The sequence below is a fragment of the Sinomonas sp. P10A9 genome, from assembly GCF_041022165.1.
In the GTDB taxonomy this organism is placed as follows: domain Bacteria; phylum Actinomycetota; class Actinomycetes; order Actinomycetales; family Micrococcaceae; genus Sinomonas; species Sinomonas puerhi.
The window spans coordinates 1,549,471-1,575,672 of the sequence record NZ_CP163302.1; the positions used below are offsets into that span (position 1 = coordinate 1,549,471).

Here is a 26,202-nt window from a genome sequence, read left to right on the forward strand (position 1 = left end):
ACGTCGTGGCGCAGCTGACCTACCGTCCTTGGCGCGAGGGCGACGACCGGGCCCTCCTCGAGCTCTGGGGAGACGCCGAGGGCGCCGCTGCCGAGCAGTTCCGCGGTGCCTTGGCGCCGGACTCTGACGGGGACCGTAGCGAGGAGTCCGGGGCGATGCACGACGGCGCGTCCTCGCCGTCCGCCGCCGGCCCCCGGGCCGCAACGCCGCCCGCCCCGTGGCGCCGATGCCTCGTGGCCGAGGACCAGGGCATCCCGGTCGCGGCCGGCGTCGTGTACGAGGCGGCCCTCCACCCTGCGAGGCTGTGGGCCTACGTCGAGGTCGCGCGCGACCACCGGCGAGCCGGTGTCGCGACCGAGATCCTCGGCCGCCTGCGGGAGGCGGCCGCCGGGGCGACAACGGTGCACGCTGCGGACGCCCCGTTAGGCGCGGCGAAGCTGCGGACCAAGGTCACCGCGGGCACGTCAGGGGCGGCGTTCGCCGAAGCATCCGGCTTCACCGTGCTCCAGCGCTCGCGCGAGGTCCTTGTGCGCCCGGGCACCCTCAAGCTGCCTGTCTTCGGCGACGGCACGGAGGCGGGGGACTCCTCGCCGCTCGTCGAGGATCTGGCGACTGGCTCGGTCGAGCTCAGCGACGCCGTCGGCCGGTACTACGCCGAAGTGCATGCGTGGGATCCGCCCGCACCGATCAGCGTAGGGCGGGCCCAGCAGCTCTTCCTCTCCGAGGCCGCGGGCGCGCACGGCGCCGTGGTGCTCCGCGCCCCGGCGGCGAGCGCATTCGGCGCGGGCGTGGCCCCCGCGAAGAAGAAGGGCCGCCTGCGGGCCTTCGCGGTGAGCTACGCAGGCCCAGCGAGTGCGGTCGCCGAGCAGCCGAGCGAGGTGCTCCTCGGGCACGAGGTGCGGCTCGACCCCGCAGACGCGGCGGACGCCGTGCGGGGACTTCTCGCCCTTATCGCCTACCAGCACCCCGTGCAGCTCGAGGTAGACGACTCGATGGCGGCTGTCCGGGCTGCCGTCGACCCCCTGCTCGCGGCGGGGGCGGCGGAGCAGATTGGCCCCGAGACACTGACACTCGGCGACTGAGCGCCGCCTAGCCTGTTGAGGGGTCATGGACCGGCAGGGGCCCGACCACTCAACGCGGGCGGCTCACATCTTGTCCCGGTCGGGGCGCAGTCCGTTCACAGCGTCGCGGGCATCCCAGATGTCTCGTTCGGCCTCGGTCGGCGCCCCGCCGCCGAACTTCGCGGGCACCCACCACGCACGCGCCGGAAGGCCGAGCGTGAAGTCGAGCGCCGCGACGTCGGCCGCGTCCTGCATCGCGGCCTGGAGACGCCGCGCAGCGTCGTCGGCGTCGGCCGAGCCGGAGAGGTCCACGGGGTTGCCGAAGTGGATCCGGATCGGGGCCCTCAAGAGGCTGGCGAGCGAGCCGCCGCCGCGCTTCGACATCACGTCGTGGCCGCGGGTCATAATGCGATGCCCGCCCCACACGCCGACGGGAATGAGCGGGACGCCGGTCTCGCGCGCCATGCGGACCGCTCCTGTGTGGCACCGGCGGACCGTGAAGCTCCGGCTCACGCCTGCCTCGGGGAAGAGGGCGATGCTCCAGCCTGCGTCGAGAGCGGCCAGTGACGCGCTGAGGCTCGCATGGCCCGGCTGGCCGACGACCGCGAGCCCGCCGCACGCCGTGATCACGGCACCGAAGAGGCGGCTGCGGTAGGGGCGGGGACCCACGAGGAACCGCAGGCGGTCACGGCGCCGTTCCCACCACGTCAGGGCCACGGGCACGAAGTCGAGGTAGCCGAAGTGGGTGATGGCGAGCACCACTTGGCCGTGGGGGACGGCGTCGAGGCCAGAGGTGATCACGTCCACCCGGAAGAGGCCCTGCAGTCCCGTGAACGCCCGGCGCGCAGTGTCGTACAGCCACAGGCTGCCCGGCTGGAGTGCCCGCGGCCGTCGCAGCCTGTTCGCGGTCGAGGCGGTGCGGGCGTCGCGGGGTGTCGCCATGCCGCCCACAGTACCCTCACGCCCGGAAGGGACGGCCCTCGTGAGCAGGCCTCGCATGACATCTGTCATGCGGCATCCCTGACGGATGTGTGGGGGACCAGATGCCCGCGCGGATGACCATGGACGCATGAGTTCACAGGGAACGCTCTGGGCCGTTGAGGCCACAGGGCTTGAGAAGACCTTCGGAGCTGTCCATGCGGTTGCAGGGGTCTCCCTCGCAATCCGGCCCGGAGAGGTCGTGGCCTTCCTCGGCCCGAACGGGGCAGGCAAGACGACCACGATCGACATGCTGCTCGGTCTTGCGGTGCCGACCACCGGCTCCGCGGAGCTGTTCGGGCTTGAGCCGCGCCGGGCCGTCGACCGCGGACTCGTCTCCGCCGTGCTCCAAACCGGGGGGCTGCTCAAGGACCTCTCGGTCCGCGAGACGGTCGAGCTGACCGGGTCGCTGTTCAGCCACACGCGGGGTGTCCAGGAGTGCCTCGACCGTGCCGGAATTGCCGGGATCGCGGGGCGGAGGGTCAACAAGTGCTCGGGCGGGCAGCAGCAGCGGCTGCGCTTTGCGATGGCGCTCATTTCTGATCCATCGCTCATCGTCTTCGACGAGCCCACGACCGGCATGGACGTCACGGGGCGCCGGGACTTCTGGGCCGCGATCCGCGAGGACGCTGCTGGCGGTTGCACGGTCCTGTTCGCGACCCACTACCTCGAGGAGGCCGAGCGGTACGCGGACCGGGTGATCCTCATGGACACGGGCCGGATCGTCGCCGACGGCACGCCCGGGGAGCTCCGGGCCATGGCGGCGGGACGCATGGTGCGAGCAACTTGGCCCGGCGCGACGGACGCGGACCTCGCCGCAGTCCCCGCGCACGACGGCGCGCAGCGGCAGGGCGACCAGGTCGCCTTCCGTGCGCTGGACAGCGACGCCGTGGCGAGACACCTGCTCACGGCGACGTCTGCGCGGGACCTCGCGATCACGTCGCACGGGCTTGAGGACGCCTTTATGGCACTCACCGCAGGAGACGCAGGCACCGCACGGGAACCCGGCCGAGCATTCAGCAAGGAAGGAAGCACGCGATGACCACCGCAGCCGCACACCCGGACCAGACTAGGGCCGGGGGACCGGCACCCAGGGTCCCGCGCCTTGGCGGGCTCAACCCGACGCTCGTGAGGATCGAAGTCCTGCGGGTGGCGCGGAACGCGCGCACGCTCGCGTTCGCCGTCGTCATGCCGGTGGCGATCTACTTCGCGTTCGGCGGCTCGGGCGGCCTGGGCCGCCAGGCTGTGGGCCGCGGGAACGTGGCCGCGTACTCGATGATCTCGATGGCCCTGTACGGGGCGATGACTGTGGCCGTCATGACGGCGGCGAGCGTCTCCGTGGAACGGGCCCAGGGCTGGTCGAGGCAGCTACGACTCACCCCGCTCCGCCCTCAGGCGTACGTCGCCGTCAAGGCCTTCACGGCCCTACTCACGAGCCTCCTTCCAGTGGTGGCCGTCAACGCCGTGGGCCTGCTCAGCGGCGCAACGATGCCGTCGGACGTCTGGGTGCTCTCGATGCTCCTCGAGTGGTTCGGCGCGGCGGTCCTTGCGGCATTCGGCCTGTTCATGGGGTACCTGCTGCCCACAGAGAACTCGATGCAATTCCTTGGGCTCGGCCTCGCGCTCATGGCCTTCGCAGGGGGGGTGTTCTACCCGTTCTACCTCATGGACCCGATCCTCCAGGAGGTCGCGAGGTTCACGCCCATGTGGGGCCCGAGTATGGTGGCGCACGCTGTGCTGCTCGGCGATGCGTTCGACTGGGTGTGGGCGCTGAACATCTGCGCATGGCTCGCAGTGTTCGCGACCGGGGCGGGGCTCATGTTCCGCCGGGACACCCGCAGGGTCTAGGCGGTCCGTGGCACAGTGGTGTCCATGATCAGCTTCCTCAGGGGTGCCGCCAATCGCGGCGCGACCCCTGACGACGAGGACGGCCGCACGGACCGCATGTCAAGGCTCTTAGGGGTGTTCGTTGCGTCGATCTGGCTCGTCTGGCTCATCTCGCCGCTCGTTCACGCCGCGGAGCTCCTTGGGAAGCCGCAGGGGGACGTCGGCTTCGCGGCGGTGCTCGGGTTCGCCGTCGTGTACGTGTGGCAGTTCTCGCGGCGTGGCTACGTCATGGGCGGGGCCGACGTTGTTGCGAGCCCGTCCGCCCGCCTCCAGGGCTGGCTCGGGTACGTCGCCATGGCGGCGCTCGCCGTGGTCTGCCTCGCAATGCTGGGCCAGTCGGGGACCACGCCGTTCGTGTTCCTCGCGATCGCCGGCATGTGGACTATGCCCATGGTGTGGGCGTTCGCCGTCGCCGTGGCGCTCGCCGTCGCCTATGCAGCCGCCTGGACAGTGGTTCCTGGCTGGACCGAGGATCTCGGGACGCTCACCGGAATGGCGATGGGCGTCGTCGCGGTCGGGGTTGCCGTGATCTCCGCCCGGCGCCAGCGGGCGCTCGGGCGGGCCAGGCGCGAGAACGCGCGGCTCATGGTCGAAGAGGAGCGCACCCGGTTCGCCCGCGACCTCCACGACATTCTCGGCCACTCGCTCACTGTCATCACGGTCAAGGCCGAGCTGGCCAGGAGGGTCATGGACGCCGACCCGGGGCGGGCCAGGTCCGAGCTCGAGGATCTCGAGCGACTCTCCCGCGACGCCCTCGCGGACGTTCGCCGCGCCGTCGATGGGTACCGCGAGATATCCCTCCCCGGCGAGCTCGCGCGCGCCCGGGCCGCGCTCGCGGCCACGGGAATTGAGGCGGACATCCCCCGGGCCACGGACGAGGTCCCGAGCGCCGCGCGCGAGCTGTTTGCCTGGACCGTCCGAGAGGGCGTCACGAACGTCCTAAGGCACTCGCAGGCGCGTCGGTGCGAGATCCTGCTCGGCCCCACGTCGGTGACGATCGCAGACGACGGCGGCGGGGACGCGCCGTCGGCCGCATCGCCGCCCCAGACGGCGGGTGGCACGACGGCAGGCGTCGTGGCCGGGGGCGCCTCGCCAGTCGCTGCCCCGACGGCGGGCGACGGGCACGGGCTCAGGGGCTTGCGCGAGCGCGCGAGGGCCCTCGGCGCTACGGTCGAGACCGGCCCCGGACCGCTTGACGGCTTTGCCGTGACGGTGCGCCTGAGCCCCCGTACGGCCGGACGGGCAGGGGCAGCCCAGTGAGCATCCGGGTTGTCCTCGCCGACGACCAGGCACTGGTCCGCGGTGCCCTGGCGGCGCTGCTGGACCTCGAACCGGACATCGACGTGGTCGGCGAGGCAGGCGACGGCGCCGAGGCGGTCTCGCTGGCTGCGCGCGCCGCCCCGGACGTGGTCCTCCTCGACGTCGACATGCCCGTCAAGGACGGGATCACTGCGTGCGCCGAGATCACTGCGGGCATCCCGGGAGTCCGGGTTCTCATGGTCACGACCTTCGGGCGCCCGGGATACCTGAGACACGCCATGCAGGCCGGGGCCTCAGGGTTCGTGGTCAAGGACACGCCCGCGCGGCAGCTCGCCGAGGCGGTGCGACGCGTCGCCTCAGGGCTGCGCGTGGTTGATCCCGCACTCGCGGCCGAGTCGCTCACAGCGGGTGAGAGCCCCCTCACCGAGCGCGAGACCGACGTGCTGCGGGAAGCTGCCGGCGGTGGCACGGTGGCAAGCATCGCGAGGACGCTGTTCCTCTCCGAGGGCACCGTGCGCAACTACCTCTCGAGCGCGATCGGCAAGACTGGGGCCGCGACGCGGGCCGAGGCGGCGCGAATCGCCGAGGAGAACGGCTGGCTCCTCTGAACTGACAGATGTCATGCCGAACGGGTGACACGCGTGTGGGGCCGGGGTGCCGAGCGAGCTGAACCATGGAATCAGCCGCACGAAGCGGCACTATCCAGACTAGGAGCCCGATCCCCGATGACGTCCACCCTCACCCTTAGCCTCGCCACCGCAGTCCTCGCCGCAGCCGTTCTCGCGTGGGCCGTTGTACGCCAATTCCAGACCCGGCCGGTGGAGCAGTTCAAGGCCCGTTTGTTTCTGATCCTCGGGGCGATCGGCGTCTGGCAGGTTGCGCGGCTCGCCGATGCTGGCGGGATGCAAGCGGCGGACGCCGTGGAGCTCACCGCATCCCTCCTGCTCGCCGCCGTGTTCGGCTGGCTGCGCGGGTGGGCTGCGACGGTGTGGGCGCACAACGGCGCGGCCTACCGTCGGGGCGGGTGGCCCGTCATCGGACTGTGGGCGGCCGGGCTGGCCATCCACGTCATTGTCGACGTGCTGGCCGCGGTGGCTGACGGCCACCACGGTCTGGGCCCCGTGGGCTCCGCCTCGATCATGCTCTACCTCGCCGCGACGCTCGGGCTCCAGAGCTGGATCATTCAGCGCCGCGCCGATGAGGTGCTTCGTCCCGCGCCGGCCGCGGAGGCTGTTTGCGCCTGAGTTATACACATACACCCCCGGCGGGGTCCCGCCGGGGGTTGTCGGTGCGTAGCGTCAGGAACGGGCCCCGAATTCGGCGCCCGAGCCACGTGAGCAGGGGGTCCGGAATGGGCAAGGCGCAGCGCAATCGGTTGGATCGAGCGGGTCAGGTAGGCGGCATCGCGCGTGTCGCAGGCGCCGCGGGAGACGCAACAGGCGCCGACGCCCCGGACCGCCACCTGCCAGAGTTCAGCGTCCGTCAGGCGGACGCCCTGCGACGCCATTGCAGCGACGCTGTGCGGGGCCTCGGGTTCAGGGCAAAGGACCTCGGAACCCACATTGTTGTGATGGGCGGCCCGTTCACCGGTGCCGGTGCACAGCTTGGGTTCGGGACGATCGCACGGGAGGCCCTCCTCCTCCCCGAGTCGGAGTGGCCGGTGATGGTCGAGGCGATCGTGCGGCAGCTCATCGGTGCAGGAGTCCAGGGAAGCGCCGTCCGGGGGAGCCTGGGCTACGCCGGACCAGCCCTGCGGGAGAGGCTCTTTCCACGGTTCGTCGCCCCGGAGCGCATGCCCCCGGACGCCTGGACCGAGGAGTACACCTACGCCCGACGCGTGGGAGGCCTTCCGCTCATCATGGCCATCCGGCGCGAACAGACCTCGATGTACGTCGCGGACCGCCACCTTGCCAAGGCCGGAGGACTCGAGTCCGCCTGGGAGGCCGCCGAAGAGAATCTCTTCTCGGCCGACCTCGGACGTCCGGAGGCCTTCGTGAAGGACGGTTCCGCCGTCTTCCTGCTCGAATCCGACCACCCGCGCCAGGCCTCGTGGCTCGCGTACCCGGAACGGCTCATGGAGCGACTCGGAATGGACCCCGGTCCGCTCGGCGTCTTCTTCAGTGTCCCAGCGCTGAGGATGATCACGTTCAGCGAAGTGAGCGAGGAGACGACCGTGGAAGGGGTCATCTCGATGCTCGAGGTCAACGCCATTCTCGCCAAGGGTGAGGTCGCACCCCTGAGTCGGCACCTCTACTGGTGGCGCCCCGGCGGGGAGGTCATGGCCGCTACGGAGTTCGAGCACGGACAGCCCGTGCTCACCCTGCCGAAGAGCGTCATGGAGGCCATCGCCGGGCACGGCAGCGGAGCCGAGCAGGTGGCGTGAAGGCGCCGGGCGGTGACCGGCTGCCTGGCGATTTGCGCCACTTTGACACAATGGACGAGTGACTGCTGTGCCAACCGTTCTCCCTGACAACCCCTCTGCGGATGCGTCCGCAGGTGGAGTGCGCCTCGAACTGCCGCCCCTGAAGCTGGGCCGCCTCACGATCGACACGCCCGTGGTGCTCGCCCCGATGGCAGGCATCACCAACACGGCATTCCGGCGGCTGTGCCGCGAGTTCGGCGGTGGCCTGTACGTTGCGGAGATGGTCACGACCCGCGCCCTGGTGGAGCGCCACCCCGGTTCGCTCCGGATCATCAAACACGATGACGACGAGGCTGTCCGGTCCGTCCAGCTCTACGGCGTCGACCCGGTCACCGTTGGGCAGGCCGTGAGGATGCTCGTCGAGGAAGACCGCGCGGACCATATCGACCTCAACTTCGGCTGCCCCGTGCCCAAGGTCACCAAGCGCGGCGGCGGATCGGCCCTGCCGTGGAAGACCGATCTCTTCACCCAGATCGTGCAGACGGCCGTCCGCGAGGCGGACAAGGGCAGCGTTCCGCTGACCATCAAGATGCGCAAGGGCATCGACGAGGATCACCTCACCTATCTCGAGGCAGGCCGGATCGCGCGGGACGCCGGCGTCGCGGCCGTTGCCCTCCACGGGCGCACTGCGGCGCAGTTCTACTCGGGAACGGCCGACTGGAGCGCGATCGCACGGCTCCGCGAGGCCCTGCCCGACGTTCCCGTCCTGGGCAATGGGGACATCTGGAGCGCTGAGGATGCGGTGCGGATGGTGCGTGAAACGGGGGTTGACGGCGTCGTCGTCGGGCGTGGATGCCAGGGGCGGCCATGGCTCTTCGGTGACCTTCAGGCGGCCTTCGAGGGCCGTGCGGACCGCATCCGCCCGGGCCTCAAGGACGTCGGCGAGGCCTTCTTCCGCCATGCCGAGCTGCTTGTCGAGTACTTCGAGGAGGAGGGGCGGGCGCTCCGGGACATCCGCAAGCACGTGGCCTGGTACTTCAAGGGCTACGCCGTGGGCGGCGAGCTGCGCGCCCAGCTCGCACAGGTCAACACCCTCGAGGAGCTGCGCGGGCTCCTCGACACCCTCGATGCCGAGGCGCCCTACCCCGGCGTCGATGCCGAGGGCCCCCGCGGCAGGGCCGGTTCGCCCAAGCGCCCGGCGCTCCCGCATCGCTGGCTCGAGAGCCGCACGATGGACGCCGACCAGTCCCGGGATATCGCCGCCGCCGAACTGGACGTGTCCGGTGGCTGAGGCGGTCGCCGAGGGCACCCGCGGATACTCGAAGCAGGACTCAAGCCGCTGGGTCGAGGAGCCCCGCAAGAAGAGCTACCGCAGTGACTTCGAGCGGGACAGGGCGCGCGTCCTCCATTCCTCGGCGCTGCGCCGACTCGGGGCGAAGACCCAGGTCGTCGCCCCTGACACCGACGACTTCGTCCGCACGCGCCTGACCCACTCCCTCGAGGTGGCCCAGGTGGGCCGCGAGCTCGGACGTGTGCTTGGCTGCGACCCGGACGTCGTTGACACCGCATGCCTGAGCCACGATCTGGGCCATCCTCCTTTCGGCCACAACGGCGAGAGCGCCTTGAATGACATCGCCCATGCGATTGGCGGCTTCGAGGGCAATGCCCAGACCCTACGCCTGCTCACGCGCCTCGAGCCGAAGGTCCTCGACCGTGACGGCCAGCCGGCGGGGCTCAACCTCACCCGGGCGAGCCTCGACGCCTCGTGCAAGTACCCCTGGACGGCGGTGGACGCCCCGCTCATCCACGGGCACCGGACCAGCAAGTTCGGCGCGTATGAGGACGATCTGCCGATCTTCTCGTGGGTCCGTGAAGACGCCCCTGCGGGTCGGTCCTGCATCGAGGCCCAGGTCATGGACCTCTCGGACGACATCGCCTATTCGGTCCACGACGTCGAGGACGCGATCGTGGCGGGGAAGTTCCAGCTGCGCTGGATGGAGAACCCTGACCACCGCGCCCGCGTGATCGGCTACACCCAGCAGTGGTACCTCCCGCACAGCGAGCCGGCCGAGATCGACGCCGCGCTTGCGCGGCTCGAGGCCACACCCGTGTGGGTTCGGGAGGCAGACGGCTCGCGGCGGTCGATGGCCGCCCTGAAGAACATGACCAGCCAGCTCATCGGCCGGTTCTGCGACAGCGCCCTCTCTCTGACGCGTGCCGCGTACGGCGCGGCCCCGCTCACGCGGTACGCCGGCGAGGTCATGGTGCCGGATGAGACGGTCACCGAGATCGCCGTCATGAAGGGCCTCGCCACCACCTTCGTCATGACGACCGACCACCGCCAGCCCATCTATGAGCGCCAGCGTGAGGTCCTGCACGCCCTCGTGACGGCGCTCAGCGCCACCGGGGACCGGCATCTGGAGCCGATGTTCGCCGCGGACTGGCGCGCGGCGCAGGACGACGCGGGCCGGCTGCGCGTCGTCGTCGACCAGGTCGCCTCCCTCACGGATGGCTCGGGCCTCGCATGGTATGAGCGGCTCGTCGGCAGCCTGCCGAGCCTGTGGTGACGGTGACCGGGACTAAGGTGGACCAGTGGCCGGCCTGATCAAACCCGAGGACATCGCGGAGGTCCGTGCGCGCACGGACATCAAGGAGGTCGTCGAGGGCTACGTGACCCTCAAGGGTGCAGGCATCGGCTCCTGGAAGGGCCTGTGCCCGTTCCACGACGAGCGTTCGCCCTCATTCCACGTCCGCCCCCACGTGGGCACTTACCACTGCTTCGGCTGCGGCGAGAGCGGCGACGTCATCAGCTTCGTCATGAAGCTGGACCACACAGCGTTCGCCGAGACGGTCGAGAAGCTCGCGGCCCGCATCGGCTACGAGCTGCACTACGAGGACGGCGCGGGACCACGGCGCGAAGAGGTCGGCCGCCGCCAGCGCCTGCTCGACGCGCACAAGATCGCCGCAGAGTTCTTCCAGGCCCAGCTCCTCAGCCCTGCCGCCGCAGCGGGACGCCAGTTCCTCTTCGAGCGCGGATTCGAGCGCAACGTCGCCGAGCAGTTCGGTGTGGGCTTCGCCCCGCAGGGATGGGACGCGCTCCTCAAGCATCTGCGGGGCAAAGGGTTCACGGACGACGAGCTGAGGCTCACGGGCATGTTCTCTGAGGGCAACCGCGGTCTGTATGACCGTTTCCGTGGCCGCCTCATCTGGCCCATCCGGGACATCACGGGGGAGGTGATCGGCTTCGGCGCCCGGCGCCTGTTCGACGATGACCAGGGCCCCAAGTACCTCAACACCCCAGAGACCGCGCTCTACAAGAAGTCCCAGGTCCTCTACGGGATCGACATGGCCAAGCGCAACATTGCCAAGAAACGACAGCTCGTCGTCGTCGAGGGCTACACCGACGTCATGGCGTGCCATCTCGCGGGCGTCGACACCGCCGTCGCCTCCTGCGGAACGGCGTTCGGCGGCGAGCACATCAAGATCGCTCGCCGGCTCCTCTCGGACGACGGGACCGGGGGAGAGGTCGTCTTCACGTTCGACGGCGATGCCGCGGGCCAGAAGGCCGCACTCAGGGCCTTCGAGGAGGACCAGCGCTTCGTGGCCCAGACCTACGTGTCGGTCGAGCCGAGCGGCATGGACCCGTGCGAGCTGCGCCAGCACCGCGGCGATGCCGCCGTGCGGCAGCTCATCGAGGCGCGCCGACCCCTCTTCGAGTTCGCGATCCAGGCCACCCTGCGCAAGCACAACCTCGAATCGGTCGAGGGCCGCGTCGCGGCACTGCGCGAGGCCGCACCGGTCGTTGCGCAGATCCGAGACCAGGCCATCCGGCCGGCCTATGCCCGCGAGCTCGCGAAGTGGCTCGGGGTGCCGCTCGAGGAGGTCACGCGGGCGGTCACGTCGGCCGGAAGGCACCTCACGGCGTCGGGCGCGTCTCGCGTGCCCCAGCAAGGCGTCAACCGGCCCGGTGCGGCGCACGACGCCGCGGGGCCGAGTGCCGCCGTTGCCGCGCCTGCCGTCTGGCTTCCGGACCCGCGGGACCCGGTGGCGGTCATGGAGCGGCAGTCCCTCGAAGTGGTCCTCCAGCAGCCCCAGATGCTGCTCGATGTCTCTTGGGCGGAATTCGCCTCGGCACGCTTTGCGGCGCCAGCGTACGCCGCCCTGCACTCCGCGATCGTCGCTGCCGGACGTCCGGCGGAGCAGGAGGCCACGGCCGGCTGGATAGAGCGTGTGCGCCACGAGCTGGCAGAGCCCCTGCGCCCGCTTCTGGCAGAGCTTGCGGTGACACCCCTCCCGGCTACGACTGAGGAGTCGCTTGAGCGCTACTGCCGGGACATCCTCGCGGGCCTCGCCGAGCTGCAGATCACAGCCCAGAAGGCCGAGATGATCGGGCAGCTGCAGCGTCTGGACCCGGCCGGTGCGCCGGAAGCGTTCCAACGCCTCAACCGCCGCCTCATGGAGCTCGAGCTGCGTCGTCGTGCCCTCCGCTCCGCCGACTGAGCCTGGCCACGGGGCCGAGCCGGCGCCGATTTCACCTCAGGGCTCAGGCCCTGCTAGGGTAGGACCCGCTGCGATCCCCCGTAGCTCAATTGGCAGAGCATTCGACTGTTAATCGAAGGGTTACTGGTTCGAGTCCAGTCGGGGGAGCCATTTGCAGTGTCAGTCCCCCGTAGCTCAATTGGCAGAGCATTCGACTGTTAATCGAAGGGTTACTGGTTCGAGTCCAGTCGGGGGAGCACCTTCACGCAGCGCCTGCAGTCAGCGGGCCCGCGACAGGCATTTCGCCCCGCTCTGTCGGGGCGTTTGTCGTCTTATCATGATCCTATGTCCGAGTCGTCGGCCCCCCTTCCCCCTGGGTGGACGCGCTACGAGGGTCCGCTCCTGACCATCTGGCGGGCCCGATTCGAGGGCGCCTACGGCGAGGGCACCGCGAACGGCTTCAACGACGGGATGTTCGTGCGCGATCAGCGCCGCCCGATCGCCCAATGGGTCAACTTCGCGCTCCGCTCCGCGGTGCTCGTAGCGCCCGAGACGCCAGGCGGGTGGCCCGTCCAGAGGTTCGCCATCTACTACGCCCCGCCGCGTGAGGGCTTCTGCACGATCCGGACGGAGCGGCATGAGTGGATGCCCCGCGGTCCCCGGGGTTCGACGACCGATGCGGATGCGTTCACTGCGGCCGTCTTAGCTGCGGAGCAGTTCCTGCAGGTCGAGGCCACCTTCGGCGCCCTCGACACCGGAAGCCCGCGGACTCCCTGAGCTGCGCGGCGGCGGGCCCCCAGCGGCAACTGGGTGGTAGTTTGGTCACGGATTGCGCCTCGCGCGTTCTTGACCGACAGGAAAGGACCCGACGACGATGAGTGGACGCCACAGTACGCCGGCAGGCCGGCGGCCGAAGCTGGCCGCTCTGCCGGACCTTGTAGGCCAAGCCGCGCGGCTCGCGCCGCGCCAGTTGAACGACGAACTCGCCCTCGCCAAGATCGAGCTCAAGAACCGGGGCGTCAAGGCAGGAGTCGGGGCTGGACTGTTCGTCGTGGCGCTCTTGTTCCTCGGACTCCTCGTGATCGCGCTCGTGGTGGCGGCAATCCTTGGTCTCGCCACCGTCATGCCCGGGTGGCTGGCGGCCCTGATCGTCGGGGCCGCGTTCCTTGTGATCATCGCGATTGCGGTGCTCATCGGCATGGCGTGGGTGAAGAAGGCCATGCCGCTCGTCCCGGCCGACGCGATCCGCGGCGTGCGCTACGACCTCGGCATCGTGACGGAGGGCCGCAACTTCGATCCGCGCCTGCTCGATCCGTCGACAATCCAGTACAAGCGCGCGCAGGCCACGAAGGAAGCCGAGAAGGCCAAGGCCAAGATGGAGAAGGAGGCGCAGGAGCGGGCCCACGGCAAGGTCAAGCTCCCCGCACCGACTGAAGCCGAGCTTCGCGAGCGCCTCGAGAAGCGCCGCGCACACCTTCTGGACGTCCGCGACGGCCTCGTTGCCGAGATGGACGTCAAGCGCCAGGCCGGCTACCTCGCCGACGACGTCAAGGCCAGGTTCGCCGGTGGATCAAGCCGCGCCCCTTTCGCCACGACGGGCACGACGGCGCGGGGTGGCCCGGGCGCGCAGGGCACCAGCCGCGCGGCAGACACCGCGGAGGCGCTCAAGGGACGCTGGGCGCCGCTCGCGGTGTTCACCGTCTCGGCCACCGCCTTCGTGGTCTTCCTGCGCAAGCTGGTGAAGAACTGAGCGGCCGGGGGCCCTCAGTGCACAGCAGTACCTTGATCACGGGGGAACCGCCGCTGGTCCCGCCCCACGGGTGGGCGGTGCGGAAACGGTGAGGTTCTTCGACGCGGGCACACGGCCGGGGGCCGAGCAGGTCGAGACCGACCGCCTCTTCACCCTGCCGAACATCATCACGATCCTGAGGTTCTTCGGCGTGCCGCTCTTCATGTGGCTCGTCCTCGCCGAGCGGGAGTACGGCTGGGCCGTAGTGGTGCTCGCAGTCATGGGGAGCACGGACTGGGTGGACGGCTACGTGGCGCGGCGCCTCGGCCAGGTCTCGCTGCTCGGGAAGGTACTCGACCCGGCGGCGGACCGCCTCGCGCTTCTTGCTGTCGCGCTGACCCTCGTGCTCGCCGACGTGGTGCAGTGGTGGTACCTCGCCGCTCTGCTCGTGCCCGACCTCGCACTGGGCACGGCCTCGCTCTTCTACTTCCACAGCCATCCTGACCTCCCGGTGTCGAAGATCGGGAAGCTCCGCACGGCATTCCTTCTCGTGGGTACGCCGCTGCTCGTTCTGTCCAAACTGTCCGTCCCCGGGGCGGTTGCCTACGCAGTGGTGGCCTGGGTCCTGCTCCTCCTTGGCCTCATCGGGCACTGGATTGCAGCGTTCAACTACTTCCGCGCAATCGTGGCCAAGGGTCGGCCGGTGCGCGAGAGCAGGCTTGAGGACAACGGCTGGGAAGGCGGTCGTTGATGGTGTGGTTCGCCGTCGTGCTCGCCGTGCTCGGCGCCTTCTTCCTCGCGTTCGGCGCGCAGCGGCAGGGGAGTGCCGTCAAGGCGGACATGGGCGGCCTCGCCCTGAGCTCCCGCAGCTTCGTCCGGCTCCTGCGGAATCCCCGGTGGATTCTCGGACTGACACTCCTCGGCGCTGGCATGCTGTGCAACATGGTCGCCCTTGTCTCGGCACCTCTGACAGTGATCCAGCCGATCGGTGCCATCGCGCTCGTCATCACGACGATTGTCAACTCCAAGGACCAGGGCATCACGATCAATCGGCCCACCGTCGTCGCCATCACCGCCTGCGTGACCGGATCGGCGCTCTTCGTCCTGCTTGCCGTGAACGCGACGGTCGAGAACCATCATGTGGGTGCCGACGCGGAACTGGCCATCGTGCTGCTGCTCGCCCTCGCCGTCGGGGTGCTCGGTGGTCTCGCGACCATGTTCCGGCACCGGCTGAGCGCGTTCGTCTACATCCTCGGAGCGGGGGTGCTGTTCGGCTTCGTGGCCGTCCTGACCCGGATCATCGGTCGGGACCTCCTCTCCGCCAACGGGCAGTTCCTCCTGAACGTGCAGTGGTATTCGGTCGTCGCGATCGTGGCTGCGGGAGGTCTCGGCTCCTGGTTCGTCCAGAACGCCTATTCGTCCGGGCCGCCCGACCTCGTGATCGCCGGCCTGACGGTCATCGATCCGATTGTCGGCATTGCGATCGGCATCACCATCCTCGGTGAGCTGCGTCCTGACGTGCCCGCCGTCGTTGCGGTTGCCATGGTGGTGGCCGCCCTCATTGCTATCGTGGGAGTCATTGCCCTGTCCCGGCACCATCCGGAGGTCGCGAAGCGGAAGAAGGACTCCGCGCGCGAGCTTCGGGGAGGATCCGGGCCCGATGCACGTTCCCACACCGGCGGCTGATCCGTATCTGGAGGCCCGCCGGGAACGCGGACCGGAACCGCCGGCCCGCCCGACCAGGAGAGCTTGTGACCACGCCTGAACCCGAGACGGACCTGACCAGCAAGCCGCTGACGATTCTGATTGGCGCAGACACCTATCCACCCCATGTCAACGGCGCCGCGCAGTTCGGGTATCGGCTTGCCAAAGGCATGACGGCGCGCGGACACCACGTGCACGTCGCCGCCGTGCGCTCCGACAGGGGAAAGAGCTTCACCGAGGTGCGCCCGGAGGCAACCGTCCACCGTCTCCGTTCCCACTCGGTGCCGACCCACGAATACTGGCGCGTCGTGTTCCCCTGGGAGGTCAAGAAGGAGATCGCGCTCCTCTTCGACCATGTCAAGCCCGATGTGGTCCACATCCAGAGCCATTACATGATCGGCGAGCACGTCCTCTACGAGGCGGTGAAGCGTGGCATTCGCGTGGTCGCGACCAATCACTTCATGCCGGAGAACCTCAACCCGTTCCTTCCCTTCCCGCAGTGGTTCCTGAACATCGTGGGCCGCCAGTCGTGGAAGGACATGGGCAAGGTCATGGGGCAGGCCGATGTGGTCACGACGCCAACGCCGCTCGCCGCGAAGGCCATGCGTGACCATGCGTTCCTGACGGAGGTGCTGCCCCTCTCGAACGGCATCGACATCGCCGCCTACGAGCCGCGGCCCGGCGAGGTGGTCGTGAAGAACCCGTATCCCACTGTTCTCTTCGCCGGGCGGCTCGCGGAGGAGAAGCATATCGACGTGCTCATCGAGGCCGTCGCCAAGACCCCGCCCGAGCTCAATGTGCACCTTGAGATCGTGGGCGGCGGAGAGGTGCGCCCGTCCCTTGAGCATCTCGTGGACCGCCTGGGCGTGAGGAGCCGGGTCCGCTTCCTTGGCCTTGCACCCGACGACGAGCTCCGGCTCGCCTACCTCCGCGCAGACCTCTTCTGCATGTCGGGGACCGCGGAACTCCAGTCCCTCGCGACGCTCGAGGCCATGAGCGCCTCCACCCCGGTGGTGCTGGCGAACGCGATGGCCTTGCCGCACCTCGTGGTCGACGGTGAGAACGGGTATCTCTTCCGCCCCAACGACGTCGACGACCTTGCTGCCAAGATCACCGCCGTGCTGAGCCTTCCCCCGGCGGAACGGGCCCGGATGGGCGCGGAGAGTTACCGCATGGTCCAGAAGCACGGACTCAAGGCCACACTGGACACGTTCGAGGCCCTGTACCGCGGCACCGACGTCGGCGGCGACCTGGCCTAGGATGGAAAGGTCCCCAGCACTTGGGGCGTGGGGCCTTAGCTCAGCCGGTTAGAGCAGGGGACTCATAATCCCTTGGTCGTGGGTTCAAGTCCCACAGGCCCTACGGTCAGGCCCGGAGCCATGCGCAGCGTGGTTCCGGGCCTTTTTGCGTCCACCGGTCCGGCCGGGTTGTCGAGACCGCCGGGGAAGCGTATGTTACTTGTGAGTAACTACTCTTGAGTAACAACTGACCCTGGAGAGCACCATGACGCAGCCGCGCACCGCCGCCGCCGATCTGCCGTACGCCGACGGCGACTTCTATGCCTTCGAGGCCCTTCTCTCCGACAAAGAGAGGGACCGCCTCCACGAGGTGCGTGAGTGGCTGGCACGCGAAGTGGCCCCCATTGCCATCGACTGCTGGAACCGTGCCGAGTTCCCGCATGAGATCGTGCCCAAGGTTGCCGAGCTCGACGTCATGAGTCCGGTCCGTCGCCAGGGTCACTCGAACCTGCTCGCGGGACTCCTCCACGCCGAGTTCACCCGCGCCGACGCCTCGATCGCCACCTTCATGGGCGTCCACGACGGCCTGTTCGCAGGGTCGATCGAGCTGCTCGCCTCCGAGGAGCAGAAGGCTGCCTGGCTGCCCGAGATCTATTCGCTGGACAAGATCGGGGCCTTCGGCCTGACCGAGCCGCTCGGCGGCTCCGATGTCGCCGGCGGGACCCGGACCACTGCGCGCCGCGACGGTGGCGACTGGATCCTCACGGGTGCCAAGCGCTGGATCGGCAACGCGACGTTCTCCGACTGGGTCGTGGTCTTCGCGCGGGACGAGGCCGATAACCAGGTCAAGGGCTTCCTCGTGGACACCAACCTGCCCGGGTACAGCGCCACGCGGATCGAGAACAAGATCGCGCTGCGCACGGTGCAGAACGCGGACATCACGCTCGATGACGTCCGAGTCCCGGCCGAGTTCAAGCTCGCCCACGCCAACAGCTTCAGGGATACGAACAAGGTGCTCAAAGCCACACGGCTCTCCGTGGCGTGGCAGGCCGTCGGGCAGCAGCTGGCCGCCTTCGACGTGGCGCGGCGGTACACGGTCGAGCGTGAGCAGTTCGGCCGCCCGATCGCCTCCTTCCAGCTGGTCCAGGACCAGCTCGTCACGATGCTCGGCAACGTGGTGAGCTCGCTGGGCATGATGGTCCGCCTCGCGCAGCTCGAGGATGCCGGCCGGGCCCGCGATGAGCAGTCTGCGCTCGCGAAGGCCTTCACGACCGCCCGCATGCGCGAGAGCGTCGCGATCGGCCGCAGCCTGCTCGGCGGCAACGGCATCGTGACGGACTACGGGATGGCCAAGGTGTTCGCAGACGCGGAGGCCATCTACTCGTATGAGGGCACGCACGAGATCAACTCTCTCGTGGTGGGCCGGTCGATCACGGGCATCTCAGCCATCGTCTGACCTGCTCAGCCCCAGGGCAGCAGGACCGAGGGCCGGCGGTCCTCGATGAATGCCAGGGGGTCCACGTACTCGTCGCCCCGGCGTACGCCCCAATGCAGGCAGTCGTCGGGGCCGCAGTGGCCGGCCTCGCCCGGAGCGAGGGCCCCGACGGGTTCGCCCCTGGCGACCGCGGCACCCACGGCAGCCGTGCCCACGACGGGTTCGAAGCTGCTCCGCAGCCCGTCGCCGTGGTCGATGGTCACCACGGGCCGGTCCACCACCCAACCGCTGAACACCACCGTCCCGGCCTGCGGCGAGCGGACTTCGGCGCCCCGCACCGCACCGAGGTCCGCCCCCCGGTGGCCTGACAGCCACGGGCGCCTCGGGGGATCGAACTGGCGCACGACGGCGGGCCGCGGCTCGAGCGGCCATGCCCACCCGTAACCTGAAGGCTGTGCTCCGGCGGGCCTGGCGAGCGTGGGCGATGCGCCTACGGGCTGGGCGAGGGCGACCTGTGCGGCAGGCGGTGCCTGCGCCGCGGCGGGGCCGCCCACAGCCGCGGAGAGCGCCAGAGCGCAGACGCTCGGCACTGCCGTGAGGATTCTGAGCGGCTCTCGGCCGGTAAGGGGCATCCGAGGTGTCATGACGCCCAGCCTTGCGGTGTGGCGAGACCATCGGCAAGGGCAACGGTCCCGCATGTGGACAATGCGGCGTCGTCCGCAGCGATGACGCCCTGATGCCGACGCCTTGATGCCGACGCCGGATGCGGCCTGGCCGCCGCTGCGCCGCCCGCCCTGACACCGCCCGCTGTAGTACACTTGGGACCGCGGCTTTCCGAGCCTCTTTTGCTGTGCCAGAATCCATGGTCCGCCATGCCTGCGCTTCAGAAGGGTGAAGGAAGCCGACTCCGCGCATCCAGCGCTCGTCATGAGCACTGTCCGCCCATCGGTCCGTGCAAACGGTAGGGGCGGGGAGGGGATGCCAGGGACACGCGGCCACCCGGCCGTCGTTGTCAACAACCGTCAACTATGGCAGGGGCAAGGGCCACCGCGTGCGCCCTCGAATGAAGACCTGCCGGAAGGAGCGTCGGCATGCCCGTCGTTACCATGCGCCAGCTGCTCGACAGCGGTGTCCACTTCGGCCACCAGACCCGCCGTTGGAACCCGAAGATGAAGCGCTTCATCCTCACCGAGCGCAACGGCATCTACATCATCGACCTCCAGCAGTCGCTGTCGTTCATCGACCGCGCCTTCGAGTTCGTCAAGGCCACGGTTGCCCACGGCGGCACCGTGCTCTTCGTCGGCACCAAGAAGCAGGCGCAGGAGGCCATCGCGGAGCAGGCCACGCGCGTCGGCCAGCCCTACGTCAACCAGCGTTGGCTGGGCGGCATGCTGACCAACTTCTCGACGGTTGCCAAGCGCATCCAGCGCCTCAAGGAGCTTGAGGAGATCGACTTCGAGGATGTGGCAGGTTCGGGCCGCACCAAGAAGGAGCTCCTCATCCTGCAGCGCGAGAAGGACAAGCTCGAGAAGACCCTCGGCGGCATCCGCAACCTGACCCGCACCCCATCGGCGCTCTGGATCGTTGACACGAAGAAGGAGCACCTCGCGGTCGACGAGGCCAAGAAGCTCGGCATCCCCGTCGTGGCGATCCTCGACACGAACTGCGATCCGGACGAGGTCGATTTCCCGATCCCGGGCAACGACGACGCCATCCGCTCCGTGAACCTCCTCACCCGCGTTGTCGCTGACTCCGTGGCCGAGGGCCTCATTGCCCGCCAGAACCGCGGTTCCGGCACCGAGGGCGCGCAGGCGGAGCCGCTGGCCGAGTGGGAGCGCGAGCTCCTCGAGGGCCAGAAGGCCGAGGACGCCGCTGCTGCTCCGGCCGAGGCTGCTGCTGAGGCGCCCGCCGAGACTGCCGCTGCTGAGGCCCCCGCCGAGGCTGCTGCTGAGGCTCCGGCCGAGGCTGAGTCCGCCGAGGGCACCAACTAACTCGATCAAAGACCCTCTCCGGGACCCACCAGGCTCCGGGGACTGCCGGCAGATGGCCGCACCTTCTACGGGAGCGGCCATCTGTGCTGGCCGGAAGACAGCAGAACACACGAGACGAGGGGTTCACATGGCGAACTACACCGCCGCTGACATCAAGGCCCTGCGCGAGCGCACGGGCGCAGGCATGATGGACGTCAAGAAGGCTCTCGACGAGGCCAACGGCGATGCCGAGAAGGCCGTCGAGATCATCCGTATCAAGGGCCTCAAGGGCGCTACCAAGCGCGAGGGCCGCTCGACTGCCGAGGGCCTCGTGGCCGCGAAGGTCGAGAACGGCGTCGGCGTCATGGTCGAGGTCAACTGCGAGACCGACTTCGTGGCCAAGTCTGCCAAGTTCATCGAGCTCGCCGACAAGGTCCTCAACGCGGCTGTCGCCTCCGGCGCCGCCGACCTCGAGGCCCTTCTGGCCGCTGACGTCGAAGGCAAGCCGCTGAGCGAGTTCGTCGTCGAAGAGGGCGCAGTGCTCGGCGAGAAGATCGTCGTCCGCCGCCTCGCCCGCATCGAGGGCGCGACCGTCGACGCCTACCTCCACAAGACGTCCAAGGACCTCCCGGCGCAGGTCGGCGTGCTGTTCGCCGTCAGCGGCGAGGGCGACGCTGCCCAGACCGCTGCGCACGACGTCGCCGTGCACGTGGCCGCGATGGCACCGAACTACCTCCGCCGCGAGGACGTCCCGGCCGATCTCGTCGAGTCGGAGCGTCGGATCGCGGAGGAGACCGCCAAGGCCGAGGGCAAGCCTGAGGCTGCCCTGACGAAGATCGTCGAAGGCCGCGTCACCGGCTTCTACAAGGGCGAGGTGCTCCTCGACCAGGCGTTCGCCAAGGACGCCAAGAAGTCCGTCGGCCAGGTCCTCACCGAGGCAGGAGTCGAGGGGACCGCGTTCGCGCGCTTCCGCGTCGGCGCCTAGCACGACCACAAGGGGGCGGCCACTTCGGTGGCCGCCCCCTTTGCCATGACCGGCGGCAGGTGCCGCTACGCTAGACGCAGGCTCCCAGACAGACGTTTTACCCGAGGGGACACATCCATGGAATCCGTATCGACCGCAGACACGACTGTGCCCTCCGACCCGCTGGCAGACGCAGCCAACCCAGCCGCCGGCATCGCCACGGAGGCGTCCACCGCGCTCGACGGCGAGCCGCGCCACCGGCGTCGAGTCCTCCTGAAGCTCTCGGGTGAGGTGTTCGGCGGCGGCAAGCTCGGCGTCGACACGGCGACCGTGCGGGGCATCGCGGAGCAGATCGCCGCCGCCGTCGACGACGTCGAGATCGCCATCGTGGTCGGTGGCGGCAACTTCTTCCGCGGAGCCGAGCTGTCGGTCTCGGGCATGGACCGCTCGCGCGCCGACTATATGGGCATGCTCGGCACGGTCATGAACTGCCTCGCCCTGCAGGACTTCCTCGAGCAGGCCGGCGTCGAGACGCGTGTCCAGAGCGCGATCACGATGGGCCAAGTCGCCGAAGCCTACATCCCGCGTCGCGCCATCAGGCACATGGAGAAGGGCCGCGTCGTGATCTTCGGCGCAGGGGCTGGACTGCCCTACTTCTCGACCGACACCGTTGCCGCGCAGCGCGCGCTCGAGGTGCACGCCGACGTCGTGCTCATGGCCAAGAGCGGAGTCGACGGCGTCTACACAGCCGACCCGAAGAAGGACCCGAGCGCCGTCAAGCTCGAGCACCTCACCTACGACGAGGCGCTGCGCCGCGATATCCGCGTCATGGACCAGACGGCCATGACGATGTGCAAGGACAACCGCCTCGAGATGGTCGTGTTCGGCATGGAGGGCAAGGGAAACGTCACCAAGGCGATCCGCGGCGACCATCTCGGCACGCGGGTGACCGTCTGAGCCACTCCCTCTGGTGCGGCTAGGATGTTCCTAGTCCCGCGGAGCCGGGCGGCCGCCTCCGCCATGCGGTCCCGGCGGTCGGCCGGGAAGTACACAGCTGCAACGAAGTCCTCAAGGAGTGCGACGTGATCGAAGAGACCCTGCTCGAAGCCACCGACAAGATGGAGAAGGCCGTCGAGGTGGCCAAGGAGGACTTCGCGTCGATCCGGACCGGCCGTGCCAACCCCGCCCTGTACGCGAAGGTGATGGTGGACTACTACGGGACCCCGACGCCGCTCCAGCAGCTGGCCTCCTTCCAGGTCTCGGATGCTCGCACGATCCTCATCACGCCGTACGACAAGAGCGCCCTGCGCGACGTCGAGAAGGCCCTCAGCGACTCAGAGGTCGGCGCCAACCCGTCCAACGACGGCAGCGTGATCCGGGTGGTCCTGCCCGAGCTCACGCAGGAGCGCCGCAAGGAGTACGTCAAGGTCGTCAAGGGCAAGGGTGAGGACGCCAAGGTCTCGATCCGCAGCATCCGCCGCAAGGCGAAGGAGACGCTCGACAAGCTCGTCAAGGACGGCGAGGTCGGCGAGGACGACGGCGTGCGCGGTGAGAAGGACCTCGACTCGCTGACCAAGAAGCACGTGGACGCCGTCGACGAGCTGGTCAAGCGCAAGGAAGCCGAGCTCCTCGAGGTCTGATGAGCACGCCCCAGCCCGACGTGCCGCATGAGGGACCCGACTCGTCGGGCAACCCAATGCCGGAGGCAGCCGCCCTCGGCGAGCGCCGGGCCCGCAAGTCCCAGAAGGCTTCGCGGGCAGGGCGAAACCTGCCCGCAGCCATCGCCGTGGGCCTGACCCTGCTTGCAGCGCTGCTCGCGGGGCTGTTCCTGTGGCCGATGGGGTTCGTCCTCATCGCCGTCTCGGCGGCTCTTCTGGGCGTCTGGGAGGTCTTCCGGGCGTTCGAGGCCCACGGCACACGGGTCCCGATCGTGCCCATCATGGCTGCGGCGGTGGCCATCCCGGTGACGGCGTATTTCGGGGGGCAGGAGGCGCAGTTGTTCGCGCTCCTGGCCAGTTGTGCAGCGGTGCTCGTCTGGCAGAGCCTCGAGCATCCCGACGGCGCCACGCGTGGCGTCTTCGCCGGGGTGTTCGTCGTCCTGTGGATCCCCTTCCTCATCGGCTACGCACTCCTGCCGCTGCATGCGGCAACACCGCCGCCGGGCTTCGGACTGTGGCAGGGCGGCGCGGTGCCGCCCTCGACGCTTCAGCTCGCGGTCACGCTCCTCCTGGTGGTGGCCAACGACACGTTCGGGTACATTGTGGGCGCGAGCCTGGGGAAGCACCCGATGGCGCCGAAGATCAGCCCCAAGAAGTCGTGGGAGGGCTTTGCGGGATCCGCGGCGGGGGCGCTCGTGATCGGCGTTCTGGGTGCGGTGCTCCTGCTCGGGCGGCCGTGGTGGGTCGGGGCCGTGCTCGCCGTCGTCATGGTCGGTGCGGCCACAGCAGGCGACCTCGCCGAATCGATGGTCAAGCGCGAGCTCGGCATCAAGGACATGAGCAGCATCCTCCCGGGGCACGGGGGGATGATGGACCGGCTGGACTCGATCCTGTTCGGGGTGCCGGCCGCCTACCTCGTTTTCAGCCTCCTGCAGGGCATCTAGGCTCGGGGACCTCACATGATCGACTTTCCAACGAACGAGAGGACGCGTACACGTGGCGCACACTGAGGACAGCGCGGCGGCAGGATTCGACCGGGTCGGGCGGGGCGACCTCGGTTACAGTCCCAAGCAGGTGGAGAAGTTCCTGGACGCGGCGCGCGCGTACCTCGAGGATCGCGCGGCTGCGGCCGTGACGAGCCACGATGTCCGCACCGTCTCGTTCGACGCCGTCCGCGGCGGCTACGACGCCAATGAGGTCGACGCCGCGCTGGACCGGCTCGAGGATGCGTTCGCACGCCGCGAGCGCGACGATCTCATCCAGGAAGCGGGCCAGGAGGCCTGGCTGCGCGAGATCGGGCAGCTGGCCGGGCTGCTTCGCGGCCGGCTCATGAGGTCCGACGGCGAGCGGTTCCGCCGCCCAGCCAGCGTCAAGGCCCCCAGCTATCACGTCGACGACGTGGACATCCTGTGCACGCGTCTGCTCGCATACCTCGAGCAGGGCTCCCCGATGAGCGCCGACGAGGTGCGCACCGCCGTCTTCCGCACCGTGTCCGGCAGGGAAGGCTACGAGGAGACCCAAGTGGACGCGTTCCTCGACCGTGTCGTGGAGCTCATGGCCGCGATCGACTGAGCCTCGGTTCAGCCGGGCGGCTCGGGTGAGTGCAGCCGTACGAGGAAGCGGTCGGCGTCGTGGGGGACCGTCCGGCCGCTCACGCGCGAGACGATCACCATGACGGCGAACGCGAGCGGGATCGTCCACGCGGCGGGCTGAGCGCACACCACGGCAACGACGGAGTGCTGCGCATCCGAGCCGAGCAGGCCAGTGCCGATGACCCCGGACGCTGTCAGCGCGCCCCCGCACGCCACCGCACCCGTGACCATGCCCGCAATCGCTCCTGCGGGGGTGAGCCGGCGCCACCAGATCCCCAGGAGAAGCAGCGGGCAGATGGTGGATGCCGTGAACGCGAAGACCAGGCCAACGCTTCCCGCCAGCGCCTGGGGACTGACGCCGAGGGCCATCGCGAACGGTACGAGCGCGGACAGGGCCGCGGCGGTCCGGAAGCCGCGGACGCTCCCGCCGAACAGTTCCTGGCTGATGACGCCGGCCACCGAGACGAGCAGCCCCGACGTCGTCGAGAGGAACGCTGCCATGGCCCCCGCCAGCACGAGGGCCGAGAGGGCGGTGCCGAGCGGCCCTGACAGGAGTCGTTCGGGCAGGAGGATGGCGACGGCGTCCCCCTCGCCCGCGAGGTCCGGCGCGAGGAGACGGCCCATCGCCCCGAACGCGGTGGGGAAGAGGTAGAAGACGGACAGCAGTCCCAGTACGATCACGGTGGTCCGGCGCGCAGAGCGGCCGTCCGGATTCGTGTAGAACCGGACGAGCACGTGGGGCAGCCCGAGTGTGCCGAAGAGCAGGGCGAGCAGGATCGAGAAGGTGCGGTACCCGCCGTCGAGCGTCGTGAACGAGCCAGACGGAGCTTCCGCTTGGGTGCTTGCGGCGATGCTGCCTGCCGCGTCGGGCAGGCTGGGTGCACCGCGGCCGGCCAGGAGCAGGATGAGGAAGAGTGCCGGGACTGCGAGGGCTGCAAGCTTGAGCCAGAACTGGAAGGCCTGGACGAACGTGATGGAGCGCATGCCGCCGAGCATGACCGCGAGGACTACGACGGCGACGACTGCGGCCGAGCCCGCCCACCCCGGCAGGCCCGTGGTGATCCGGACCGCGAGGGCCGCGCCCTGGAGCTGGGGGATGATGTAGAGCCAGCCGATGAGGACGACGAGGACGCTCGTGGTCCGCCGTGCCGAGAGGGATCCGAGCCGCGCGGCGGTGAAGTCGGGAACCGTGTAGGCGCCGGAGCGCCGCAGGGGCGCGGCGACGAACAGCAGCAGCATGAGGAAGCCCGCTGTGTAGCCCACGGGGTACCACAGCGCGTTGGAGCCGCTGACCATGATGAGGCCGGCCACCCCGAGGAAACTGGCCGCGGAGAGATACTCGCCGCCGATGGCGGACGCGTTCCACCAGGGCCTGACGGTGCGCGAGGCCACGTAGAAGTCGCTCGTCGTGCGGGAGATCCGAAGCCCGTAGAACCCCACGAGAACCGTCGCAACTGCCACGATGCCGAGTGCGGCAAGGCCGATCAACGGATTCACGGGCGGTCCTCGAGGAGCTCGGCATAGCGCTGCTCGTTCCGGGTCGAGGCACGGTAGTACGCGATGCCGGCAAGCACGACGGCGGGATAGGGGAGCGCCCCGATGAGCAGCCATTCGAGCGTGAGGCCGGGGAGCCACGGGATGTTCCTGCCGAGCTCTGAGACGGCCCAGAGGGATCCCACCGCTACGAGGAAGGCTCCCGCCACGAGAAGGGCCAGGCGCAGCTGGGAGCGCAGGAGCGAACGCAGCACCACGGTACCCAGCTCTGACTGCTCCGCGACTTCCCGAGAAAGGGACGGGGTGCGCGGCGCGCGGGCCGCGTTCGAGAGGGGAGCGGTCACGCGCACCCGCTTCGAACGGTCGATCCGGCGTTCGCCGTCGGGGCCCG

Annotated in this window: 26 protein-coding genes and 3 tRNA genes; 25 read left to right on the forward strand and 4 right to left on the reverse strand. The window is 69.4% G+C overall.

Annotation, left to right across the window (positions count from 1 at the left end; translation table 11 throughout):
- The first annotated feature begins 5 nt into the window (after positions 1–5).
- Positions 6–1,082 carry a GNAT family N-acetyltransferase gene (locus tag AB5L97_RS07000; protein ID WP_369047002.1) on the forward strand — a complete coding sequence of 359 codons (1,077 nt, stop codon included), beginning with the start codon at positions 6–8 and terminating at the stop codon, positions 1,080–1,082.
- A gap of 63 nt (positions 1,083–1,145) precedes the next feature.
- Here AB5L97_RS07000 and AB5L97_RS07005 read toward each other — a convergent pair whose 3' ends face one another.
- The gene (locus AB5L97_RS07005) at positions 1,146–2,003 is read right to left on the reverse strand and encodes a lysophospholipid acyltransferase family protein (protein WP_369047003.1); all 858 of its coding nucleotides are present in this window, start codon (positions 2,001–2,003) and stop codon (positions 1,146–1,148) included.
- A gap of 127 nt (positions 2,004–2,130) precedes the next feature.
- Here AB5L97_RS07005 and AB5L97_RS07010 point away from each other — a divergent pair, with 127 nt between their 5' ends.
- The 18 genes from AB5L97_RS07010 to AB5L97_RS07095 all read left to right on the forward strand — a co-directional run bounded on the left by AB5L97_RS07010 (position 2,131) and on the right by AB5L97_RS07095 (position 18,154).
- Positions 2,131–3,081: an ABC transporter ATP-binding protein gene (locus tag AB5L97_RS07010; RefSeq protein WP_369047004.1), complete on the forward strand. Its 951-nt coding sequence runs from the start codon at positions 2,131–2,133 to the stop codon at positions 3,079–3,081.
- Complete coding sequence (locus AB5L97_RS07015) at positions 3,078–3,887, forward strand: ABC transporter permease (RefSeq protein ID WP_369047005.1); 810 nt, start codon at positions 3,078–3,080, stop codon at positions 3,885–3,887. Before AB5L97_RS07010 ends, AB5L97_RS07015 begins: the two co-directional genes overlap by 4 nt.
- Positions 3,888–3,911: 24 nt before the next feature.
- The gene (locus AB5L97_RS07020) at positions 3,912–5,186 is read left to right on the forward strand and encodes a sensor histidine kinase (protein ID WP_307957308.1); all 1,275 of its coding nucleotides are present in this window, start codon (positions 3,912–3,914) and stop codon (positions 5,184–5,186) included.
- Entirely contained in the window at positions 5,183–5,794 is a 612-nt protein-coding gene (locus AB5L97_RS07025) for a response regulator transcription factor (protein WP_307957309.1), read from the forward strand. The genes AB5L97_RS07020 and AB5L97_RS07025 overlap by 4 nt, the downstream gene beginning before the upstream one ends.
- 117 nt (positions 5,795–5,911) lie before the next feature.
- The gene (locus AB5L97_RS07030; protein WP_369047006.1) at positions 5,912–6,430 is read left to right on the forward strand and encodes a hypothetical protein; all 519 of its coding nucleotides are present in this window, start codon (positions 5,912–5,914) and stop codon (positions 6,428–6,430) included.
- A gap of 326 nt (positions 6,431–6,756) precedes the next feature.
- A complete protein-coding gene (locus AB5L97_RS07035) occupies positions 6,757–7,569 on the forward strand; it encodes a hypothetical protein (protein ID WP_369047007.1) in 813 nt (270 codons plus the stop codon).
- 67 nt (positions 7,570–7,636) lie between these two features.
- Positions 7,637–8,839, forward strand: coding sequence for a tRNA dihydrouridine synthase DusB (dusB, locus tag AB5L97_RS07040; RefSeq protein ID WP_423246846.1), 1,203 nt, complete (start codon positions 7,637–7,639; stop codon positions 8,837–8,839).
- Entirely contained in the window at positions 8,832–10,115 is a 1,284-nt protein-coding gene (locus AB5L97_RS07045) for a deoxyguanosinetriphosphate triphosphohydrolase (RefSeq protein WP_369047008.1), read from the forward strand. Before dusB ends, AB5L97_RS07045 begins: the two co-directional genes overlap by 8 nt.
- Positions 10,116–10,140: 25 nt before the next feature.
- Positions 10,141–12,048, forward strand: coding sequence for a DNA primase (dnaG, locus tag AB5L97_RS07050; RefSeq protein ID WP_369047009.1), 1,908 nt, complete (start codon positions 10,141–10,143; stop codon positions 12,046–12,048).
- A gap of 74 nt (positions 12,049–12,122) precedes the next feature.
- Positions 12,123–12,198: transfer RNA gene (locus AB5L97_RS07055), tRNA-Asn, on the forward strand.
- 13 nt (positions 12,199–12,211) lie between these two features.
- A tRNA-Asn gene (locus AB5L97_RS07060) sits at positions 12,212–12,284 on the forward strand.
- 88 nt (positions 12,285–12,372) lie between these two features.
- Positions 12,373–12,804 carry a hypothetical protein gene (locus AB5L97_RS07065; RefSeq protein ID WP_307957314.1) on the forward strand — a complete coding sequence of 144 codons (432 nt, stop codon included), beginning with the start codon at positions 12,373–12,375 and terminating at the stop codon, positions 12,802–12,804.
- A 97-nt stretch (positions 12,805–12,901) separates the two neighbouring features.
- The gene (locus tag AB5L97_RS07070) at positions 12,902–13,777 is read left to right on the forward strand and encodes a phage holin family protein (RefSeq protein ID WP_307957315.1); all 876 of its coding nucleotides are present in this window, start codon (positions 12,902–12,904) and stop codon (positions 13,775–13,777) included.
- An 88-nt stretch (positions 13,778–13,865) separates the two neighbouring features.
- Positions 13,866–14,507, forward strand: a complete 642-nt coding sequence (locus AB5L97_RS07075) for a CDP-alcohol phosphatidyltransferase family protein (protein ID WP_307957316.1) — start codon at positions 13,866–13,868, stop codon at positions 14,505–14,507.
- Positions 14,507–15,442, forward strand: a complete 936-nt coding sequence (locus tag AB5L97_RS07080) for a DMT family transporter (protein ID WP_307957317.1) — start codon at positions 14,507–14,509, stop codon at positions 15,440–15,442. The genes AB5L97_RS07075 and AB5L97_RS07080 overlap by 1 nt, the downstream gene beginning before the upstream one ends.
- A gap of 65 nt (positions 15,443–15,507) precedes the next feature.
- Positions 15,508–16,719, forward strand: a complete 1,212-nt coding sequence (locus AB5L97_RS07085; protein WP_369047010.1) for a glycosyltransferase — start codon at positions 15,508–15,510, stop codon at positions 16,717–16,719.
- A 29-nt stretch (positions 16,720–16,748) separates the two neighbouring features.
- Positions 16,749–16,822: transfer RNA gene (locus tag AB5L97_RS07090), tRNA-Ile, on the forward strand.
- Positions 16,823–16,963: 141 nt separating this feature from the next.
- Positions 16,964–18,154, forward strand: coding sequence for an acyl-CoA dehydrogenase family protein (locus AB5L97_RS07095; protein ID WP_369047011.1), 1,191 nt, complete (start codon positions 16,964–16,966; stop codon positions 18,152–18,154).
- 5 nt (positions 18,155–18,159) lie between these two features.
- Here the strand turns inward: AB5L97_RS07095 and AB5L97_RS07100 are convergent, their stop codons facing one another.
- Positions 18,160–18,777, reverse strand: coding sequence for a M23 family metallopeptidase (locus tag AB5L97_RS07100; protein ID WP_369047012.1), 618 nt, complete (start codon positions 18,775–18,777; stop codon positions 18,160–18,162).
- Between the two features lie 447 nt (positions 18,778–19,224).
- On the opposite strand from AB5L97_RS07100, the gene rpsB reads away from it, so the two are divergent.
- The 6 genes from rpsB (at position 19,225) to AB5L97_RS07130 (ending at position 24,297) form a co-directional block, all read left to right on the forward strand.
- Positions 19,225–20,124, forward strand: coding sequence for a 30S ribosomal protein S2 (gene rpsB / locus AB5L97_RS07105; protein ID WP_369047013.1), 900 nt, complete (start codon positions 19,225–19,227; stop codon positions 20,122–20,124).
- Positions 20,125–20,251: 127 nt separating this feature from the next.
- Entirely contained in the window at positions 20,252–21,088 is an 837-nt protein-coding gene (gene tsf, locus AB5L97_RS07110; protein WP_307957322.1) for a translation elongation factor Ts, read from the forward strand.
- Positions 21,089–21,205: 117 nt separating this feature from the next.
- Positions 21,206–22,024, forward strand: coding sequence for a UMP kinase (pyrH, locus tag AB5L97_RS07115; protein ID WP_369047014.1), 819 nt, complete (start codon positions 21,206–21,208; stop codon positions 22,022–22,024).
- A gap of 125 nt (positions 22,025–22,149) precedes the next feature.
- Positions 22,150–22,707 carry a ribosome recycling factor gene (frr, locus tag AB5L97_RS07120; RefSeq protein WP_307957324.1) on the forward strand — a complete coding sequence of 186 codons (558 nt, stop codon included), beginning with the start codon at positions 22,150–22,152 and terminating at the stop codon, positions 22,705–22,707.
- Positions 22,707–23,669: a phosphatidate cytidylyltransferase gene (locus AB5L97_RS07125; protein ID WP_423246826.1), complete on the forward strand. Its 963-nt coding sequence runs from the start codon at positions 22,707–22,709 to the stop codon at positions 23,667–23,669. Before frr ends, AB5L97_RS07125 begins: the two co-directional genes overlap by 1 nt.
- A gap of 52 nt (positions 23,670–23,721) precedes the next feature.
- Positions 23,722–24,297: a DivIVA domain-containing protein gene (locus tag AB5L97_RS07130; RefSeq protein ID WP_307957325.1), complete on the forward strand. Its 576-nt coding sequence runs from the start codon at positions 23,722–23,724 to the stop codon at positions 24,295–24,297.
- Between the two features lie 8 nt (positions 24,298–24,305).
- Here the strand turns inward: AB5L97_RS07130 and AB5L97_RS07135 are convergent, their stop codons facing one another.
- Positions 24,306–25,814: a cation acetate symporter gene (locus AB5L97_RS07135; protein WP_369047015.1), complete on the reverse strand. Its 1,509-nt coding sequence runs from the start codon at positions 25,812–25,814 to the stop codon at positions 24,306–24,308.
- A complete protein-coding gene (locus AB5L97_RS07140) occupies positions 25,811–26,155 on the reverse strand; it encodes a hypothetical protein (protein WP_307957327.1) in 345 nt (114 codons plus the stop codon). Before AB5L97_RS07140 ends, AB5L97_RS07135 begins: the two co-directional genes overlap by 4 nt.
- Positions 26,156–26,202: the final 47 nt, after the last annotated feature.